Below are 15,659 nucleotides of genomic sequence, written 5' to 3' on the forward strand. Positions count from 1 at the left end.
TTGCTTCGCGTCTAAATCATTTCGGACTTATCCGAAACGGGAATTTGGTGCCCAGAAGAGGACTCGAACCTCCACTCCTTGCGGAACACGGACCTGAACCGTGCGCGTCTACCAATTCCGCCATCTGGGCTGGTGCGGGCTCATGTAAGCGGGCAAACGATATGTGTCAACGCGCTTTTTCCAGGGCCGCTGCCTGCCGGCTTAGTTTCCCGGGGGTCAGCGCCGCCCCTCACCTGCCTGCCGGCATCCTCTCCCCGTACAGTGACGGGGAGAGGGGCGCTCTCATCGATGATTTTCGCCGGTCACCTGCGTCACAAGAAGAGCGCCGAGGCTGCGGCCAGCCCTTTCTCCCCGTCACTATACCGGGAGAACTGCCCGGCAGGGCAATGAGGGGCAGCGCCGACTTGGCGAATGCGCTGGCCGAAAACCTCACCCCTCCAGCACGTCCTTCGACGCCACAGTGGAATCGGCGTTGAGCTTGTAGATCACCGGCACGCCGGTGCCGAGCTCGAGCTTGACGATCTCCTCGCCGCTCTTGCCGTCCAGCGCCATGATCAGCGCGCGCAGCGAATTGCCATGCGCGGCGACCAGCACGGTGCCGCCTTTCAGAACATGCGACTGCATGTCGTGCAGGTAATAGGGCCAGACGCGGGCGCCGGTGTCCTTCAGGCTTTCGCCGCCGGGCGGCGGCACGTCGTAGGAGCGGCGCCAGATGTGCACCTGCTCCTCGCCCCACTTCTGGCGCGCGTCGTCCTTGTTGAGGCCGGAGAGATCGCCATAGTCGCGCTCATTCAGCGCCTGGTCGCGGATCGTCTTCAAATCGCTCTGGCCGACCGCGTCGAGAATGTGCTGGCAGGTCTTCTGCGCCCGGATCAGCGCCGAGGTGAAGGCGATGTCGAACTTCAAGCCGCGCGCCTTGAGCTTCTGGCCGGCTTCCTTGGCTTCCTTGTGGCCCTGCTCAGTCAGGTCGACATCGCGCCAGCCGGTGAACAGGTTCTTCAGGTTCCATTCGCTCTGGCCGTGGCGCACGAGCACGAGAGTTCCCGACATGTTTGCTCCTTCAAAATTATGGATAGTTTAGCTCAAGCCGAGCACGTCCCGCATGGAATAAAGTCCGGGCTTTTTACCGCGCGCCCAGAGCGCGGCCTTGACCGCGCCGCGGGCAAAGATGGCGCGGTCCTCGGCATGGTGCGACAGCGTGATGCGCTCGCCGGTCCCGGCCAGGATGACGCTGTGGTCGCCGACCACCGAGCCACCGCGCAAGCTGGCAAAGCCGATCGTTCCTGGCTTGCGCACGCCGGTATGGCCGTCGCGTGACCGCACATCGTTGCCGGCAAGGGAAATGCCGCGTCCCGCCGCCGCCGCTTCGCCGAGCAGCAAGGCGGTGCCCGAGGGCGCGTCGACCTTGTGCTTGTGATGCATTTCGAGGATCTCGATGTCGAAATCCTCTGGACCGAGCGCGCGCGCGGCCTGCTCGACCAGCACCGCCAGAAGATTGACGCCGAGGCTCATATTGCCGGATTTGACGATCGTCGCGTGGCGCGCCGCGGCCTCGATCCTGGCGTCGTCTTCCGCCGAGCAGCCGGTGGTGCCGATGACATGGGCAATGCGTGCCTGCGCGGCATAGCCTGCGAATTCGACGGTGGCTGCCGGCATGGTGAAATCGAGCACGCCGTCGGCCTTGGCGAACACCGGCAGCGGATCGTCGCCGATCGTCACATTGATGATGCCGATGCCGGCAAGCTCGCCCGCATCCCTGCCGAGATAGGGCGATCCGGTTCGTTCGACCGCGCCGACGACGCGGGCGCCGGGGATCGAATGGATGGCGCGGATCAGCGTCTGGCCCATGCGGCCGGCCGCCCCCACCACCACCAAGCCCATTTCGCCGGATTCGCTCATGCTGTTCTCCCGATCGCCTTGCTGGCGCGGCTATGCCGGAGTTTGGATTGGCTGGGCGTCGTCGACAAGCCCCAACCCGCTCTTGCCCTGCACGCGGTGGAAGCGGGCATAGACGCTGTGCGGATCGGCCATCAGCCTGGCATGGTTGCCTTCCTCGACCAAGCGGCCCTCTTCAAGTACGATGATGTGGTCGGCGTTGACGACCGTCGACAGGCGGTGCGCGATGACGATGGTGGTGCGCCCTTCCATCACATGGGTCAGCGCCTCCTGGACGCGCGCCTCGGCCTCGTTGTCCAGCGCCGAGGTCGCCTCGTCGAGCAAAAGGATCGGCGCATTGCGCACGATCGCCCGCGCAATCGAGACGCGCTGGCGCTGGCCGCCGGAAAGGGTCGAGCCGCCCTCGCCGACGGGCGTGTCGTAGCCCTGCGGCTGCTGACGGATGAACTCGTCGGCCGCCGCCAGCACCGCCGCCCGCTCGATCTCGGCGTCGGTCGCCGAAAGTCGGCCAAAACGGATGTTGTCGCGTATGCTGCCTTCGAACAGATAGGGCGCCTGCGAGACATAGGCGATCGAGCCGCGCAGCGAGTGCTTGGTGACTTTGGAAATGTCCTGGCCATCGATCTCGATCGAACCCTTGTCGACATCGTAGAAGCGCTGCAGCAGCGCCACGAGCGTCGTCTTGCCGGCACCCGAGGCCCCGACCACCGCCGTAACCTTGCCGGCCGCGGCGGTGAAACTCAGGTTCCTGATCACCGGCATGTCGGCGCTGTAGCCGAACGTCACATTGTCGAAGCGAACCTCGCCGGTGGTGATCCTGGCTTCGACCGCGTCGGGCGCATCGCCCTGTTTAGGCTCCAGGTCGAGCAGCTCGTAAATCATCCGGGCGTTGACCAGGGCACGTTCCATACCGACCTGCGTACGAGCCAGGCGCCGTGCCGGATCGTAGGCCATGATCAGCGCGGTGATGAAGGAAAACACAGCGCCTGGTGGTTGTCCGAGCACCAGCGCCCGGTAGCCGGAATAGGCAAGGACGGAGGTAATGGCGAGACCGCCCAAAATCTCGGAAATCGGCGACAGCCGCTCCGCGACCCGGGCGATCTTGTTGTTACGCTGCTCGGCCGTATCGGCCATGATGCCGATCCGGCGCGCCAGCTCGGCTTCCAGGGTGAAGGCCTTGACGATGGCGATGCCTTGCGTGGCCTCCTGTACGGACCCGTTCAGCCGCGAGTTGATCAGCACCGATTCCCGGTTGATGCGCCGCAATCGGCGGGTGATGTAGACGACGGCCCAGATCAGCGGCGGCCCGATCAGCAGCGAGCTGAGCGACAACACCGGATCCTGGTAGATCATGACGCCGACGAGGGCGATCAGCGAGACCGCGTCGCGGCTGATGGAGGTCAGCGTCAGCGACAGCAGATCGCGAACGCCGCCGACATTCTCGTTGACCTGTGCCGCCAGCCGACCGGAACGCGTATCGTTGAAGAAGTCGACGCCGAGCTTCATCAGGTGGTCGAAGCTGCGCTTCTGGTAGCGGGCGACCAGATTGTTGCCGATCTTGGCCAACGCGACCGCCTGGCCGTAACCGGCGAAGCCGCGCAGCACGGAGGCGGCCATGAACCCGGCGCAGATCCAGACGATCATGTCGCCGCGTCGTTCGTAGAAGATCTCGTTGATCATCGGGGCCATGATCCACGCCGTGAAGGCGGTGGTGGCGGAAACAATCAGCAGGCAGCCGACGGCAACGACATAGGTCCAGCGATATTCACTGCCGTTTTCGGCCAGGATGCGGCGCAGCACCGCAGTGACCTCAGCTGGCTGGACTTTCAGTTTGAGTGGACTTTGAGCGGTCAAATCGCGGGCGCTTCGTGGTTTGCTAGAGCATGATGCCGAAAAGTGTGAAGCGGTTTTCGGACGACATCATGCTCTATCTCTTTGATTTAGAGCCGGATGATTTCAGGTCGATTCGATCTGAAATCAACCGGCATCTAGGGATGCCAGGCTGGAATTCGGCCCCCTCTTAGCGCCCCGGCTACGGCTTGCCTATGGCGAAACTTCGTCGGGGCTCGAGGTCAGGGTCACGAAAGCGGCAGCCATTTCCAGGAACAGACCCATGTTCGGGACGAAATGGATCATGCCCGCCAGCGCCGCCCCGCGGTCTGGACGCCGAACAGCGACGGGTTGCGGGCATAGGCGGCAAGGCCCAGAAGCGCTGCCAGCGGGTGGGTGATGACATAGACCGGCATCGAGGCCATCAGCGCGCTGTGCGGCGCTTTGTCCTCGAAGGCGGCACGGAAACTGCCTTCCTTCAGTGCCGGAACGATCTTTTGCGCGATGCCGCCGGTCAAAAACACGCCGCCGCGGCTCATGAACACCAGCGCGAGGTCGCCGGCGGTTCGGCCGAGGCAGGTGACGAACAGCGCCAGCGCTTCCTCGGCAACCGGGTCGGTCTTGGCCAGCGCCGCCCCGGTAATTTCGGCCGGCGTGGTGAACGGCGCCGGCTTGCCGTCGGCCTTGGCGACCGCCCGGTAGACATTGACCAGACCGCGCCCGCACAGGATCTGCTCGCCCGAAATGCGGCCGTCCAGCTTTTCGATATGCGGGAACACCTCGAAATCGCGCGGCGTCCGCGGACCGATATCCATGTGGCCGCCTTCGCCAGGCACCGGTATCCAGTGGTGGAGGGCATGAACCAACCCGGCGACGCCCAGGCCGGTACCGGGACCGAGCACGACACGCCCGGCATTCTCCTCCGGCGCGCCGCCGCCGATCTTTTCCATGTGCTCTTCGCCGAGCGCCACGACGGCCAGCGCCTGCGCCTCGAAATCGTTGAGCACGACGATGTCGCCCAGGCCCAGATTGGCAAACATCTGCTTCGGCTTCACCACCCAGGGACAGTTGGTAAGCGGGATCTCGTCGCCATCGACCGGTCCGGCGATGGCCAGCACTGCCGAATTCGGCCGGATGGACGACCGGTCGAGCACCGCCGCCTGGATCGCCTCGTCTATGGTGGCGAAATTGGCGGTTTGCACGATATGCGGCTCACCGGCTTCCGAATTTGCGTCGAGCACGATCGAAAAGCGCGCATTGGTGCCGCCGATGTCGCCGATCAGCACTGGAAACCGCAACGCGGTGTCGTCGTCGCCTGACATGCTCTTGCTCGTCCCCTTTGCGGCGCCGTTGCGACCGTTTCAATCGCCCGGTTTTTCAATCGCCCGGTGTTCAATCGCCCGGTGTTCAATCGATTGACTAGCGCATGGCCCCGGAAAGGGAAAGCGTCAGTTCGCCATCACTGTCCGACGTTTGCCGGCGGCCGTCGCCTTGGCAGGGGAATGCCGATCTCCGGCGTGGCGGTGAAGGCGTTGGCTGCGTTTGGCAAGCCGCCCGCATTGCCCGCAATAGGCGGAGGCGCGTCGGGTTCCGGCGCCCTGGCGGCGATCGGCACGCCGCCGCCGCGATAGGTGACGGCTTCGGCTGAGTCCGCGTCGGGCTGGTCAAGCACGAACTGGCATTGTTTCGGCAGGTTCGCCATCGTCATCAGGTCGCGCGCCTTGGGCGCATCCGGGTTCTTGTTGGGGCGCCACGGCTCCTCGGTAAACCACCAGGCCAGCGGCTTGCCGCAGCCGTCATCGTCGGGCGTCGCTTCCTGTCCCTTGCAGTTGGGCGAACCCGGCTGGCAGCCGATGCGGATGTGGAAATGATAGTCATGGCCCCAGAACGGCCGGATTTTTCTCAGCCAGGTACGGTCGCCGGTGACGGTGTCGCACAGCTTCTTCTTGATCCCAGGATTGACCAGGATGCGCTCGACTTCCGGATAGCTCGCCGCGCGCTTCAACAGCTTGGTATGCATCGGCTTCCACAGCCTGTCCTTCACCAGATGCGTCTTGTCGTCGACCATCAGCGTGGCGCTGATGTTTTCGCGCTCCTGGGTGGTGAGCTTGCGGTCGGGCATTGGCGTCAGCCAGATGTCGGCGTCGAGGCCGATCTGGTGCGAGGCGTGCCCGGTCAGCATCGGCCCGCCGCGCGGCTGCGAAATGTCGCCGATCAGAAGCCCCGGCCAGCCGTCGGCGGCGGCATCGCGCGACAGTTTCTCGATCAGCGCAATCATCGTTGGATGACCCCAGCGCCGGTTGCGCGAGGGACGCATCACCTCCCAGTTCTGGCCGTCCATCGGAATGGCGACGCCGCCAGTGAAGCAGCCCTTTGAATAGAAGCCGAAGGATTGCGCCGCAGCCACCGCCGGCAGCTTCTTGGCGCCGAACAGGTCTTTTGCCCGTGGCTCGGCCGTGATTGCGCCCGCCACCAGCCCGGCCAGCGCCACGATCGCCAGCGCCGCCGTCAGGAACGGCCGTCTGCCGGTCAAGGATCGCATCGAAATCGTCATGAACCCCACTGCAAAAGTCCGCAACACAATCGAATCATATCACCCTCGGGCTCGCGTTTCGATTATCTACCTTCATCGGGCTGCGCGGCTCGCCGTCGCGCCAGCTGCCGTCGGCCCACATCCGATCGAACGCCTGGCGGTAGTCCGGATAGCGGAACCGGTAGCCCGCTGCCTTGATCGCGGCGTTGGCGACGCGCTTGTTCTCGCCATAGAAGGACCGCGCCATGGGCGAAAGTTGGGCGGTCTCGAAAGGAATCTCCGGCGGCGGCTCGACGCCCATCAGCGAAGCGGCATAGGTGACGACATCCTGCGGCGGCGCCGGCTCGTCATCGGTGATGTTGAAAATGCCGCCTCTATTGCCACCGATGAGGTGCCAGAGCGCGCCGGCGATGTCGTCGCAATGGATGCGGTTGAACACCTGGTCGGGCTTGACCAGCCGCCTGGCCGTGCCGTTTTCCAGATTGACCAGCGCGTTGCGACCCGGCCCGTAAATGCCGGAAAGCCGCAGGATGGCCACCGGCTTGCCGGTCTCGAGTCCAAGCTGCAGCCAGCCCCGCTCGGCCGCCACTCGCATCGACGAGCGTTTCGACACCGGCCGGCATTCGGCCGTTTCATCGACCCAGGCACCGTCATAATTGCCATAGACGCCGACGGTCGAGAGATAGCCGATCCAGCGAAGCGCCGGCATCGCCTCGATCGCCTTGCGCGCGGCGAGAAGCACAGGGTCGCCGGCCTCCTCCGGTGCCACCGAGACGACGAGATGGGTGGTCTTTTCCAGCGCATCGCCGATTTCAGGGGTCAGGGCGCCGTCGAACAGCAGCGGCGCGATGCCGACCTGCCGCAGCGCGTCGAATTTTTCCAATGAGCGCGTGGTGCCAAAAATGAGATTCTTGTGAAGAGGGGCGCCCACACTACCCCTCCCCACAAGGGGGAGGGAACGCTGCCGCGCGCTCTTACCGATCCCAGTCGCTGGGTCTGCGAAGGTAGGCGCTTCCGCGAGTTCCCCTCCCCCTTGTGGGGAGGGGTTAGGGGTGGGGGTATTCGTAGTGCGCAAACCGTGCCAGCCCGCATTGGCCCGTGCAAAGGCTTTGCCCGAATAGCCGGCGCCAAAGATAAAAACCTGTTTTTCGCTCATGCGTGCGCCTCAATTGGCAATACGGACAGCCATTCGCCCCGCACTGTCGTGTCGGTTTCAGTGTTCGAGTAGATCGCCGCCTGCCTGTTGAATTCGGCGGCCGGCACCAGCCGCGCCAGCGCCCAGATCGCCGCGCCGCGCACCAGCGGCGAGGCGTCGCCAAGGAGGGCGCGCACCGGGCCGGCCAGCGAAACATCGCCGGAATTGCCGGCGGCGGTCAGCACGTTGCGGACAAAGCGGTCGCGGCCGACGCGTTTGATCGGCGAGCCCGAGAAGAAAGACCGGAACGCCGTGTCGTCCAGCTGCAACAGCTCGCCCAGCGGCGGCTCGCGCAGTTCGTCGCGGGCAGCAAGCTTGGCTTCCGAAGCGGCGCGGGCAAACTTGTTCCACGGGCAGGCGGCGAGACAATCGTCGCAGCCATAGATGCGGTTGCCGATCTTTTCGCGGAATTCTTGCGGGATCGGCCCCTTGTTCTCGATGGTCAGGTAGGAGATGCAGCGCCTGGCATCGAGCCGATAGGGCGCCGGAAAGGCATCGGTCGGGCAGGCGTCGAGACAGGCGCGGCAGGAACCGCAATGGTCTACCTCGGTCGCATCGGGCGTGAGCTCAGCCGTGGTGAAGATGGTGCCGAGAAACAGCCAGGAGCCGTGCTCGCGGCTGACCAGATTGGTATGCTTGCCTTGCCAGCCGAGCCCGGCGGCCTCAGCCAGCGGCTTTTCCATCACGGGCGCCGTATCGACGAAAACCTTCACGTCGCCGCCGGCCCGCGCGACGATCTTGCCGGCGATCTCCTTCAGCCGGCCCTTCATCACCTCGTGATAGTCGCGGTTTTGCGCATAGACCGAGATCGCGCCGCGATCGCGCCTTGCCTGCAGCGCACGCGGATCGTGGTCGGGGCCGTAATTCATTGCCAGCACGATGATCGAGCGCACCTCGGGCCACAGCGTCGAAGGCTCGCTGCGGCGTTGAAGCGTCTCCGCAATCCACGCCATCGAACCGTGAAAACCATCGGCGACGAATTCTGCCAATCTGGCAGGCGCCAGCGGGATCGCGTCAGGCGTGGTGACGGCAACCGCATCGAAGCCGGCGCGCCGCGCCTCGGCGTCGATCAGTGCGCGCAGGGTTTGGCTTCTAGAAGTCGAGGTCCGCATAATGCGAAACCGGCGACAGGCCGCGAACCCGGTCGGAGAGCAGCGGCCGGAACGACGGCCGCGATTTCACCCGCGTGTACCATTCGCGCGCCGCGGCATGCTCGCGCCAATCGATCTCGCCGAGATAATCCAGCACCGACAGCGTCGCCGCTGCCGCCAGGTCGGCATAGGTGACCTTGCTGCCGGCCAGCCAATGACGGGTGCCGGCCAGCCAGTTGGTGTACTTCATGTGCTGGCGAATGTTGGCGCGCGCCGCGCGGATCGCCGCCGAATCGGGGGAACCGCCGCCCGCCGTTTCCGGCATCACCGGCTTCAGCACGCGCTCGCGCACCAGATGCCGGGTCACTTCGCTCTCGGCCTTGTTGAGATACCAGTCGGTCAGGCGGCGGATTTCGGCGCGCTGCATCGGGTCTTCCGCAAACAGGCGCTTGTCGCGCTTCAGGACACCACGTGTTTCGTCGAGATATTCAGCGATCACCATGGCGCCGACGATCGGCACGTCGCCTTCGGCCAGCAGGATAGGCAAGGTGCCGGCGGGGTTCAGCGCCAAAAACTCCTTGCGCCGCGTCCACGGTTTTTCCTCGATCAGCGCCAGCTCCTCGCCATATTCGCCGAAGGCGAGGCGCACGAAGCGGCAGGTGGCGAACATCGGGTGATGGAAAAGCGTCAGCATGATTCCGCGATATTAAGGCGCACTGGCGAATCGCCGTCCGCACCGGTAAGTCTTGGCGGCCCGTCATGCGGCCGTCACGGTGCTGCGACCTATAGGGGGACTTCCGCGCCGTGACAAGCAAGCCCTTTTGCCAGCCGTTTCCTTCCGTCCCTTGAATGCCGAGGTTGCCATGGATAGCCACACCATCGTCGAAGCCCTGCTGCTCGGCCTGCTGGAGGGGCTGACCGAGTTCATCCCGGTCTCCTCGACCGGCCATATCCTGCTCGCCGGCCATTTCCTCGGCTTCCATTCCACCGGCAAGGCGTTCGAGATCCTGATCCAGCTCGGCGCCATCCTGGCGATCCTCAGCGTCTATTTCCGCCGTCTGTGGCAGATGCTGCTCGACCTGCCGCATGATCGGCTGACGCGGCATTTCGTCATCGGCATCCTGATTGCCTTCCTGCCGGCCGCCATCATCGGCGCGCTGGCGCATGATTTCATCAAGACGGTGCTGTTCGAATCGCCAAGGCTGATCTGCATCATGCTGATCATCGGCGGCGTCGTGCTCTTGGTCGTCGACCGCATGAAGCTGCAGCCGGTCTACCGTGACGTCGAGCGCTTCCCGACAAGGCTTTACCTGCAGATCGGCCTGTTCCAGTGCCTGTCGCTGATCCCCGGCACGTCGCGCTCCGGCTCGACCATCGTCGGCGCGCTGCTGCTGGGCGTCGACAAGCGCGCGGCGGCGGAATTCTCCTTCTTCCTCGCCATCCCGACCATGGTCGGCGCCTTCGCCTTCGATCTGTTCAAGAACCGCAACGTGCTGAGCAGCGCCGACCTGCCGATCATCGCTATCGGTTTCATCGCCGCCTTCCTTACCGCGCTGATCGTCGTCCGCTTCCTGCTCGATTACGTCTCGCGCAACGGCTATTCGCTGTTCGGCTGGTGGCGCCTGGTGGTGGGAGCGGTTGGGTTGGTGGCGCTTTTCATTTGGGGGTGAGCTTTACCCTCCCCCTTGTGGGGGTCCGAAGGACGGGCGAGACAGGCGGCTCGCCCCGGTCAGTCGATCCGCAAAGCGGATCGGGGTGGGGGCGCCACGCCCCCGCCCCGTTTCGCCAACGACGCTTCGGTCGCTTGCTCACCGACCCTCCCCACAAGGGGGAGGGTAAAGGCCGCTAACTCCTCCCAAAAAACGCGTTCTCGACATGCACCGGCCAGCGCCAGGGCAGCACCGCGATCATGTCGAAGCGCATCGACAATCTGCCGTAGTCCGGCTGCCGCGACAGCCAGATGTCGGCGGCGCCCTCGATGCGGCGCTCCGATTCGTGGCCGATCGCCTCCATCGCTTCCATCAGCGTGCGCCGCGCCTTGACCTCGACGAACAGCACCAGGTCGCCGCGCCTGGCGATCAGGTCGATCTCGCCGAAGCGGGTGCGATGCCGGCGGGCGAGGATGCGATAACCTTTCAGCATCAGCGCCGCTGCCGCCAGCCACTCGCCGCGATGGCCGCGCCGATAGGCTTTTTGGCGGCTGGCGGCCGGGCGCTCAGCCACCTTCGCCTTCTCCAACCGCATCCCTGAGTTCCAGCAGCCGCCGGTAAAGCGCCTGCTTCTGCCCGCCGGTCATCTTCGCCGCCTCCGCCGCCGCCTTGGACGCCGGCATTTCGGCGGCCAGCGACAGCAGCAGCCTGTCGATGTCGGCGGGTTGGTCGGCCTTGATCTCGGCGGGCCCGACGCAGATGACGATTTCGCCCTTCGGCGTATCGGCCGCCGCATAATGATCGGCCAGCGCCTGCAGCGTTCCCGTCCGCATCTCTTCGAAAGTCTTGGTCAGCTCGCGGCCGATGGCGGCCTTGCGCGCGCCGCCCAACGCCTCGACCATGGCGACCAGCGTTTCGGCCAGCCGGCGTGGCGACTCGAAGAAGATCAGCGTTGCCGGCACCGCCCTGAACGTTTCCAGCTTTGTCATCCGCTGCCCTGATTTCACCGGCAGAAACCCGGCAAACAGGAAGGCGTCGGACGGCAGGCCCGACGCCGTCAGCGCCGCCAGCGGCGCCGATGGGCCGGGGATCGGCACCACGCGCAGGCCGCGCTCCAGCGCTTCGCCGACCAGCCGGTAGCCTGGGTCGGAGATCAGCGGCGTGCCGGCATCCGAAATCAGCGCCACGCTCTGCCCGGCCTCGAGTGCCGCGATCAGCTTCGGCCCGGCCTCGCCGGCGTTGTGCTCGTGATAAGCGGTGGTGCGCCGCCGGATGCCGTAGCGATCGAGCAACACGCGCGAGACGCGAGTGTCCTCGCAGGCGACGATGTCGGCGGCGGCGAGCGTCTCCAGCGCGCGCAGCGTGATGTCGGAGAGGTTGCCGATCGGCGTCGCCACCAGATACAGCGCCGGCGCCAGCGACCGGACCGCGATCTCGGTCTGCCCGATCACATAGCTGCGCTTCTCGCCGGTCACCGGGGTCTCTCCATTTCGCCCTGTTTGGCACGGCGCGCGCCGGGTTGCAAAACTCCCGAACGTCGGGCCAAACCTGACGCCGATGTAACCCGGCGGGCTTGGCTTCCGGCGACAATTTCCGATTGCCGCCTACATCGTCGATTTCGCTTGCCCGGAGAAGAAGCTGGTCATCGAAGTCGATGGCTCCCAGCATGCGGACGCCGGCGCGGCTGCCGGTGATGAAACGCGGACATCGCACCTCGAACAAGATGGCTGGACCGTCCTGCGGTTCTGGAATGACGACGTCATCCGCGACGTCGACAATGTCTGCCAGCATATTGTGATTGCGGCTGGGCTTGGAGGCGCATCCTGAACGGTGCCGGCGCTGGGCTTTAGGAGGGAAAGGTCGGCGGGACAGCGCCCCCTCTGGCCTGCCGGCCATCTCCCCCACGAGGGGGGAGATCGGGTTTCCCCGCGGCTTTCGCCAATTATCCAAGCAACGCCCTCTGACGCTTCGGCCCGCCCGCCTTGCGCCAGGAATTAAACCGGTGCGTCGCGGCGGCAAACGAGATCTTCATCTGCTGGGCGACCGAATAGCGCGACTTGCCTTCGTCGAACAGGCGGTAGCAGCATTCGACGCCCTCCTCGGTCAGCTTGCCGTCGGGCGCCTTGTTGTGCGGATTGGCGGGGTCGAATTTTTCGACCTGCTGTTCGACCAGGCCTTTCAGCCGCTGCAAATCGGCCTCGATGCTGGCGATAAGATCGAGGACGGGTTTCGGATCGAAGTGGTCGTGCGGCTTTGCCGTCATCTTGCTCATGCCTTTCGCTTGCGTGTCGCGACAATATAGGTGAACATTTGCCGATAATGAAGGGCGCGTTGCAATCCGGCGCTTCAACATTTCTTGACCGGTGATTGACCGCGGAGATTGGAGCGCCTAGTTTAGAATTGTTCTAAACTGGGGTGAATTTCTCATGCTTTCCCGTGTCTTCGGTTTCGGCCGCCGTCCTTTCGAAACGCTGTCGGAACAGGAGATCCTGGCCCTGGCAATTTCATCCGAAGAGGATGACGGGCGCATCTACCGCGCCTATGCCGACGGGCTGGCTGACAGTTTTCCGCAGTCGGCGAAAGTGTTCGAGGCGATGGCGGCGGAGGAAGACGGCCATCGCGATTCCCTGATCGAGCTTTACCGCAAACGTTTCGGCGAGCGCATTCCGCTGCTGCGCCGCGAGCACGTGAAAGGCTATTACGAGCGCAAGCCCGACTGGCTGGTGCGGCCGCTCGGCATCGAGCATGTCCGGCGCCAAGCCGAAGCGATGGAGCAGCAGGCCTATCGCTTCTATGTCGAGGCGGCCAAGCGCACCGGCGATGCCTCGACCCGGAAACTGCTCGGCGACCTGGCCGCGGCCGAGCAAAGCCATGAGAATTCGGCGCATCGGCTGGAGCAGAAACTCGTGCCGGGCGAGGTGAAGGACGAGGAAGCCAGCGCCGAGCAGCGCCAGTTCATCCTGACCTATGTCCAGCCGGGACTGGCCGGGCTGATGGACGGCTCGGTGTCGACACTGGCGCCGATCTTTGCCGCGGCGTTTGCCACGCACGACACCTGGCAGACGCTGCTGGTCGGCCTCGCCGCCTCGATCGGCGCCGGCATCTCGATGGGCTTTACGGAGGTCGCTTCGGACGACGGCAAGCTGTCGGGGCGTGGCTCGCCGATCAAGCGCGGCCTCACCGTCGGCATCATGACGACGCTGGGAGGCCTCGGCCACGCGCTGCCTTACATCATCCCGCATTTCTGGACGGCGACGGCGGTGGCGGCCGTCGTGGTGTTCTTCGAATTGTGGGCGATCGCCTTCGTGCAGAACCGCTACATGCAGACGCCCTTCCTGCGCGCAGCGTTTCAGGTGGTGCTGGGCGGGGCGCTGGTGTTTGCGGCCGGGGTGCTGATCGGGAATGCGTGAGCGCCAAGCGCCCCCTCACCCAGCCTCCGCTTCTCGGCTGACCTCTCCCCGAGGGGAGAGGAGATTTTCGAAGCCTGCGCCAGTCTCTTCTCCCCAGCGGGGAGAAGGTGGCCGCGAAGCGGCCGGATGAGGGGGCCTGGCGCGACGCCGATACCTAGTCACCCATTCACCGCCCTGCTATCCTCTGGCGCCTCGTCCCTCTCCGTCAGCCCGTAATCCCGCACCACATGCGCAATGCGCAGCCGGTAGCCGGCAAATATTCCGCCGCGGCCCGCATGCTGCGCCTGCCGATGCTCTTCCGTATTGCGCCAGGCTTTCACCGCTTCCTCGTCGCGCCAGAAGGACAGTGACAGGACCCGGTTGGGATCGCCCAGGCTCTGAAAGCGCTCGATCGAGATGAAGCCATCGATGCCGCTGAGCAGCGGCCGCAGTTCCGCGGCGATGCCGAGATAGGCATCGCGCTTTCCCTCAGCCGGTTGCACCTCGAAGATGACAGCGATCATATCTCCTCCTTGACCGCGGTCTGGAACAGCTGCCGCGGTCCATGCGGCCCCGACACCAGCTTCAGGAAGATGCGGTCCTCTTTCAAGATGAACTTTTCGCGGCGGGCGAATTCGTAATTGGCCTTGCCCGCCGGATCTGCGGCGAGACGGGCGCGATATGCTTCGTAGGCGGCGAGGCTGTCGATGTTGTAGGCGGCGTAGGCGGTGGTGGCCGAGCCCTCATGCGGGGCGTAGTAGCCGACCAGATCGGCCCCGCAGCGCGGGATCGCCTGGCCCCAGGCCTTGGCATATTGCTCGAAGGCCGGCTTGCCGAACGGGTCGATCTCATAGCGGATGAAGCAAGTGATGGTCATCGTGATCTCCTTGGGTTTCGCGTGGATAGTTCGAGCGGCGTCGAAACGTTGTGCCGCAGGGTCTGCTAAGCAAAAGCGCTGGCGGTCAGGCCTGCCAGAAGGATTTTGCGCATTCGCGGCGCACATCCTCACGGGTCAGGCCGAGATCGCGCAGCAGATGGTCGTCGATCTCCGCGAGGCCGAGCCGCTGCAGGTGGCGGTCGTACCAGCGAGCGAGCAGCCGCCGTTGCAGCCAGGTGACGAATGGAAAAGGCCGGCGGCTGGCGAGTGGGGCGGAAGCGGTTGGCATCGGCGTTCTCCTTGATCCCGCCCGACAATAATGCTTATCTGACGAGAATGCTTCGATGGAGACCTAACTATGCGTGAAGGACCCGACATTGCCCGCATCGCCAGCCTGGTCGGCGATCCGGCGCGGGCAAACATGCTGAATGCGCTGATGGGCGGCACGGCTTTGACGGCCAGCGAACTGGCGCTGGAGGCCGGCGTCTCGCTGCCGACGGCGTCCTCGCATCTGTCGAAACTGATGGAGGGCGGGCTTTTAACTTTGGCCAGCCAGGGACGGCATCGCTATTACGGCCTCGCTGGGCCGCAGGTTGCCGGCATGATCGAGGCGATCACCGGGGTGGCCGAAGCGGTCGGCCCCAAGCGGGTGCGGCCCGGCCCGCGCGACGGCGCCATGCGCGTGGCCCGCGTCTGCTACGACCACCTCGCCGGCGAGCAGGCGGTGGCGATGCTGGACCGGTTCGTCGCGCGCGGCATCCTGTTGCGCGACGACAATGAGATCAGGCTCGGGGAGATCCGGCCGGGGCAGACCCGGCCGGGGGAGATCCGGCTGGGGCCGTCGGCCGCATCGCATTTTTCCGCCATCGGCGTCGATGTCGGCGCCAAGGCGCGCCGGCCGGTCTGCCGCGCCTGCCTCGACTGGAGCGTGCGCCGCTCGCATCTTGCGGGAACGCTGGGCGCGGCTATTCTGGACAAGATCCTGGCGGAGAAATGGGCAAGGCGGGAGAAGGACAGCCGCGCGGTGGTGTTTTCACCGCCGGGGAAGCAGGCGTTCGAGCGGGTGTTTTTAGCGTAGAGGTTCGGCAGCGCTAATTGGGCGACGCTGGCGGGACAGCACCCCCCTCTGGCCTGCCGGCCATCTCCCCCTCAAGGGGGAGATTAGGCGCTCAACAGCTTTCGCCAATCTCCAACGTTGC

General features: G+C 65.1%; 17 protein-coding genes, 1 tRNA gene and 1 pseudogene. 4 read left to right on the forward strand and 15 right to left on the reverse strand.

Features of this window, described 5'->3' with window-relative positions:
• Nucleotides 1-45: 45 nt before the first annotated feature.
• From NKJ77_RS11085 to NKJ77_RS11125, 9 genes are all read right to left on the reverse strand, one after another.
• Nucleotides 46-130, reverse strand: a tRNA-Leu gene (locus NKJ77_RS11085).
• Between the two features lie 299 nt (nt 131-429).
• Nucleotides 430-1,050 (reverse strand): 2,3-bisphosphoglycerate-dependent phosphoglycerate mutase, encoded by a 621-nt coding sequence (locus tag NKJ77_RS11090; RefSeq protein ID WP_023672068.1) that lies wholly within the window; start codon nt 1,048-1,050, stop codon nt 430-432.
• 27 nt (nt 1,051-1,077) lie between these two features.
• The gene (gene dapB, locus NKJ77_RS11095; RefSeq protein WP_023687567.1) at nt 1,078-1,899 is read right to left on the reverse strand and encodes a 4-hydroxy-tetrahydrodipicolinate reductase; all 822 of its coding nucleotides are present in this window, start codon (nt 1,897-1,899) and stop codon (nt 1,078-1,080) included.
• A gap of 30 nt (nt 1,900-1,929) precedes the next feature.
• Nucleotides 1,930-3,750: an ABC transporter ATP-binding protein gene (locus NKJ77_RS11100; protein ID WP_050590521.1), complete on the reverse strand. Its 1,821-nt coding sequence runs from the start codon at nt 3,748-3,750 to the stop codon at nt 1,930-1,932.
• A gap of 278 nt (nt 3,751-4,028) precedes the next feature.
• Nucleotides 4,029-5,048, reverse strand: coding sequence for a glucokinase (locus NKJ77_RS11105; RefSeq protein ID WP_023726739.1), 1,020 nt, complete (start codon nt 5,046-5,048; stop codon nt 4,029-4,031).
• Between the two features lie 137 nt (nt 5,049-5,185).
• Nucleotides 5,186-6,268 carry a penicillin-insensitive murein endopeptidase gene (gene mepA / locus NKJ77_RS11110; protein ID WP_460221917.1) on the reverse strand — a complete coding sequence of 361 codons (1,083 nt, stop codon included), beginning with the start codon at nt 6,266-6,268 and terminating at the stop codon, nt 5,186-5,188.
• A gap of 46 nt (nt 6,269-6,314) precedes the next feature.
• The gene (locus NKJ77_RS11115) at nt 6,315-7,415 is read right to left on the reverse strand and encodes an SDR family oxidoreductase (RefSeq protein ID WP_023672065.1); all 1,101 of its coding nucleotides are present in this window, start codon (nt 7,413-7,415) and stop codon (nt 6,315-6,317) included.
• On the reverse strand, nt 7,412-8,566 hold the full coding sequence (gene queG, locus NKJ77_RS11120; protein ID WP_352535211.1) for a tRNA epoxyqueuosine(34) reductase QueG: 1,155 nt from the start codon (nt 8,564-8,566) through the stop codon (nt 7,412-7,414). Before queG ends, NKJ77_RS11115 begins: the two co-directional genes overlap by 4 nt.
• Nucleotides 8,547-9,239, reverse strand: a complete 693-nt coding sequence (locus NKJ77_RS11125) for a glutathione S-transferase family protein (RefSeq protein WP_023672063.1) — start codon at nt 9,237-9,239, stop codon at nt 8,547-8,549. Before NKJ77_RS11125 ends, queG begins: the two co-directional genes overlap by 20 nt.
• Nucleotides 9,240-9,408: 169 nt before the next feature.
• Between NKJ77_RS11125 and NKJ77_RS11130 the strand changes: the two genes are divergently transcribed.
• On the forward strand, nt 9,409-10,215 hold the full coding sequence (locus NKJ77_RS11130; protein ID WP_023687560.1) for an undecaprenyl-diphosphate phosphatase: 807 nt from the start codon (nt 9,409-9,411) through the stop codon (nt 10,213-10,215).
• 175 nt (nt 10,216-10,390) lie between these two features.
• On the opposite strand, the gene NKJ77_RS11135 is transcribed toward NKJ77_RS11130, so the two are convergent.
• Both NKJ77_RS11135 and rsmI read right to left on the reverse strand, forming a co-directional pair.
• Nucleotides 10,391-10,768: a YraN family protein gene (locus NKJ77_RS11135; RefSeq protein ID WP_023698068.1), complete on the reverse strand. Its 378-nt coding sequence runs from the start codon at nt 10,766-10,768 to the stop codon at nt 10,391-10,393.
• Nucleotides 10,761-11,669, reverse strand: a complete 909-nt coding sequence (gene rsmI / locus NKJ77_RS11140; RefSeq protein WP_023752806.1) for a 16S rRNA (cytidine(1402)-2'-O)-methyltransferase — start codon at nt 11,667-11,669, stop codon at nt 10,761-10,763. The genes NKJ77_RS11135 and rsmI overlap by 8 nt, the downstream gene beginning before the upstream one ends.
• Before the next feature lie 94 nt (nt 11,670-11,763).
• On the opposite strand from rsmI, the pseudogene NKJ77_RS11145 reads away from it, so the two are divergent.
• A pseudogene (locus NKJ77_RS11145) lies at nt 11,764-12,021 on the forward strand (endonuclease domain-containing protein); the annotation flags it as partial.
• Between the two features lie 115 nt (nt 12,022-12,136).
• On the opposite strand, the gene NKJ77_RS11150 reads toward NKJ77_RS11145, so the two are convergent.
• Complete coding sequence (locus NKJ77_RS11150) at nt 12,137-12,457, reverse strand: hypothetical protein (protein ID WP_023681249.1); 321 nt, start codon at nt 12,455-12,457, stop codon at nt 12,137-12,139.
• 163 nt (nt 12,458-12,620) lie between these two features.
• Here NKJ77_RS11150 and mbfA point away from each other — a divergent pair, with 163 nt between their 5' ends.
• Nucleotides 12,621-13,604: an iron exporter MbfA gene (gene mbfA / locus NKJ77_RS11155; protein WP_023832962.1), complete on the forward strand. Its 984-nt coding sequence runs from the start codon at nt 12,621-12,623 to the stop codon at nt 13,602-13,604.
• A gap of 158 nt (nt 13,605-13,762) precedes the next feature.
• Here mbfA and NKJ77_RS11160 read toward each other — a convergent pair whose 3' ends face one another.
• From NKJ77_RS11160 to NKJ77_RS11170, 3 genes are all read right to left on the reverse strand, one after another.
• Complete coding sequence (locus tag NKJ77_RS11160; protein WP_023701918.1) at nt 13,763-14,107, reverse strand: antibiotic biosynthesis monooxygenase family protein; 345 nt, start codon at nt 14,105-14,107, stop codon at nt 13,763-13,765.
• Nucleotides 14,104-14,460 carry an NIPSNAP family protein gene (locus tag NKJ77_RS11165; RefSeq protein WP_352535214.1) on the reverse strand — a complete coding sequence of 119 codons (357 nt, stop codon included), beginning with the start codon at nt 14,458-14,460 and terminating at the stop codon, nt 14,104-14,106. The genes NKJ77_RS11160 and NKJ77_RS11165 overlap by 4 nt, the downstream gene beginning before the upstream one ends.
• 85 nt (nt 14,461-14,545) lie before the next feature.
• The gene (locus NKJ77_RS11170; protein ID WP_023687540.1) at nt 14,546-14,749 is read right to left on the reverse strand and encodes a DUF1127 domain-containing protein; all 204 of its coding nucleotides are present in this window, start codon (nt 14,747-14,749) and stop codon (nt 14,546-14,548) included.
• 69 nt (nt 14,750-14,818) lie between these two features.
• On the opposite strand from NKJ77_RS11170, the gene NKJ77_RS11175 reads away from it, so the two are divergent.
• Nucleotides 14,819-15,538: an ArsR/SmtB family transcription factor gene (locus NKJ77_RS11175; protein ID WP_352535216.1), complete on the forward strand. Its 720-nt coding sequence runs from the start codon at nt 14,819-14,821 to the stop codon at nt 15,536-15,538.
• Nucleotides 15,539-15,659: the final 121 nt, after the last annotated feature.

This window comes from Mesorhizobium sp. M0052 (genome assembly GCF_040323255.1).
Lineage (GTDB): Bacteria > Pseudomonadota > Alphaproteobacteria > Rhizobiales > Rhizobiaceae > Mesorhizobium.

Bases quoted from the DNA above. Each gene is read 5' to 3' on its own strand.
- NKJ77_RS11150 (WP_023681249.1), bottom strand. From the start codon at position 12,457: ATGACGGCAAAGCCGCACGACCACTTCGATCCGAAACCCGTCCTCGAT.
- NKJ77_RS11165 (WP_352535214.1), bottom strand. From the start codon at position 14,460: ATGACCATCACTTGCTTCATCCGCTATGAGATCGACCCGTTCGGCAAG.
- mepA (WP_460221917.1), bottom strand. From the start codon at position 6,268: ATGCGATCCTTGACCGGCAGACGGCCGTTCCTGACGGCGGCGCTGGCG.
- NKJ77_RS11090 (WP_023672068.1), bottom strand. From the start codon at position 1,050: ATGTCGGGAACTCTCGTGCTCGTGCGCCACGGCCAGAGCGAATGGAAC.
- mbfA (WP_023832962.1), top strand. From the start codon at position 12,621: ATGCTTTCCCGTGTCTTCGGTTTCGGCCGCCGTCCTTTCGAAACGCTG.
- NKJ77_RS11175 (WP_352535216.1), top strand. From the start codon at position 14,819: ATGCGTGAAGGACCCGACATTGCCCGCATCGCCAGCCTGGTCGGCGAT.
- NKJ77_RS11115 (WP_023672065.1), bottom strand. From the start codon at position 7,415: ATGAGCGAAAAACAGGTTTTTATCTTTGGCGCCGGCTATTCGGGCAAA.
- NKJ77_RS11105 (WP_023726739.1), bottom strand. From the start codon at position 5,048: ATGTCAGGCGACGACGACACCGCGTTGCGGTTTCCAGTGCTGATCGGC.
- NKJ77_RS11130 (WP_023687560.1), top strand. From the start codon at position 9,409: ATGGATAGCCACACCATCGTCGAAGCCCTGCTGCTCGGCCTGCTGGAG.
- NKJ77_RS11125 (WP_023672063.1), bottom strand. From the start codon at position 9,239: ATGCTGACGCTTTTCCATCACCCGATGTTCGCCACCTGCCGCTTCGTG.
- queG (WP_352535211.1), bottom strand. From the start codon at position 8,566: ATGCGGACCTCGACTTCTAGAAGCCAAACCCTGCGCGCACTGATCGAC.
- dapB (WP_023687567.1), bottom strand. From the start codon at position 1,899: ATGAGCGAATCCGGCGAAATGGGCTTGGTGGTGGTGGGGGCGGCCGGC.
- NKJ77_RS11160 (WP_023701918.1), bottom strand. From the start codon at position 14,107: ATGATCGCTGTCATCTTCGAGGTGCAACCGGCTGAGGGAAAGCGCGAT.
- NKJ77_RS11170 (WP_023687540.1), bottom strand. From the start codon at position 14,749: ATGCCAACCGCTTCCGCCCCACTCGCCAGCCGCCGGCCTTTTCCATTC.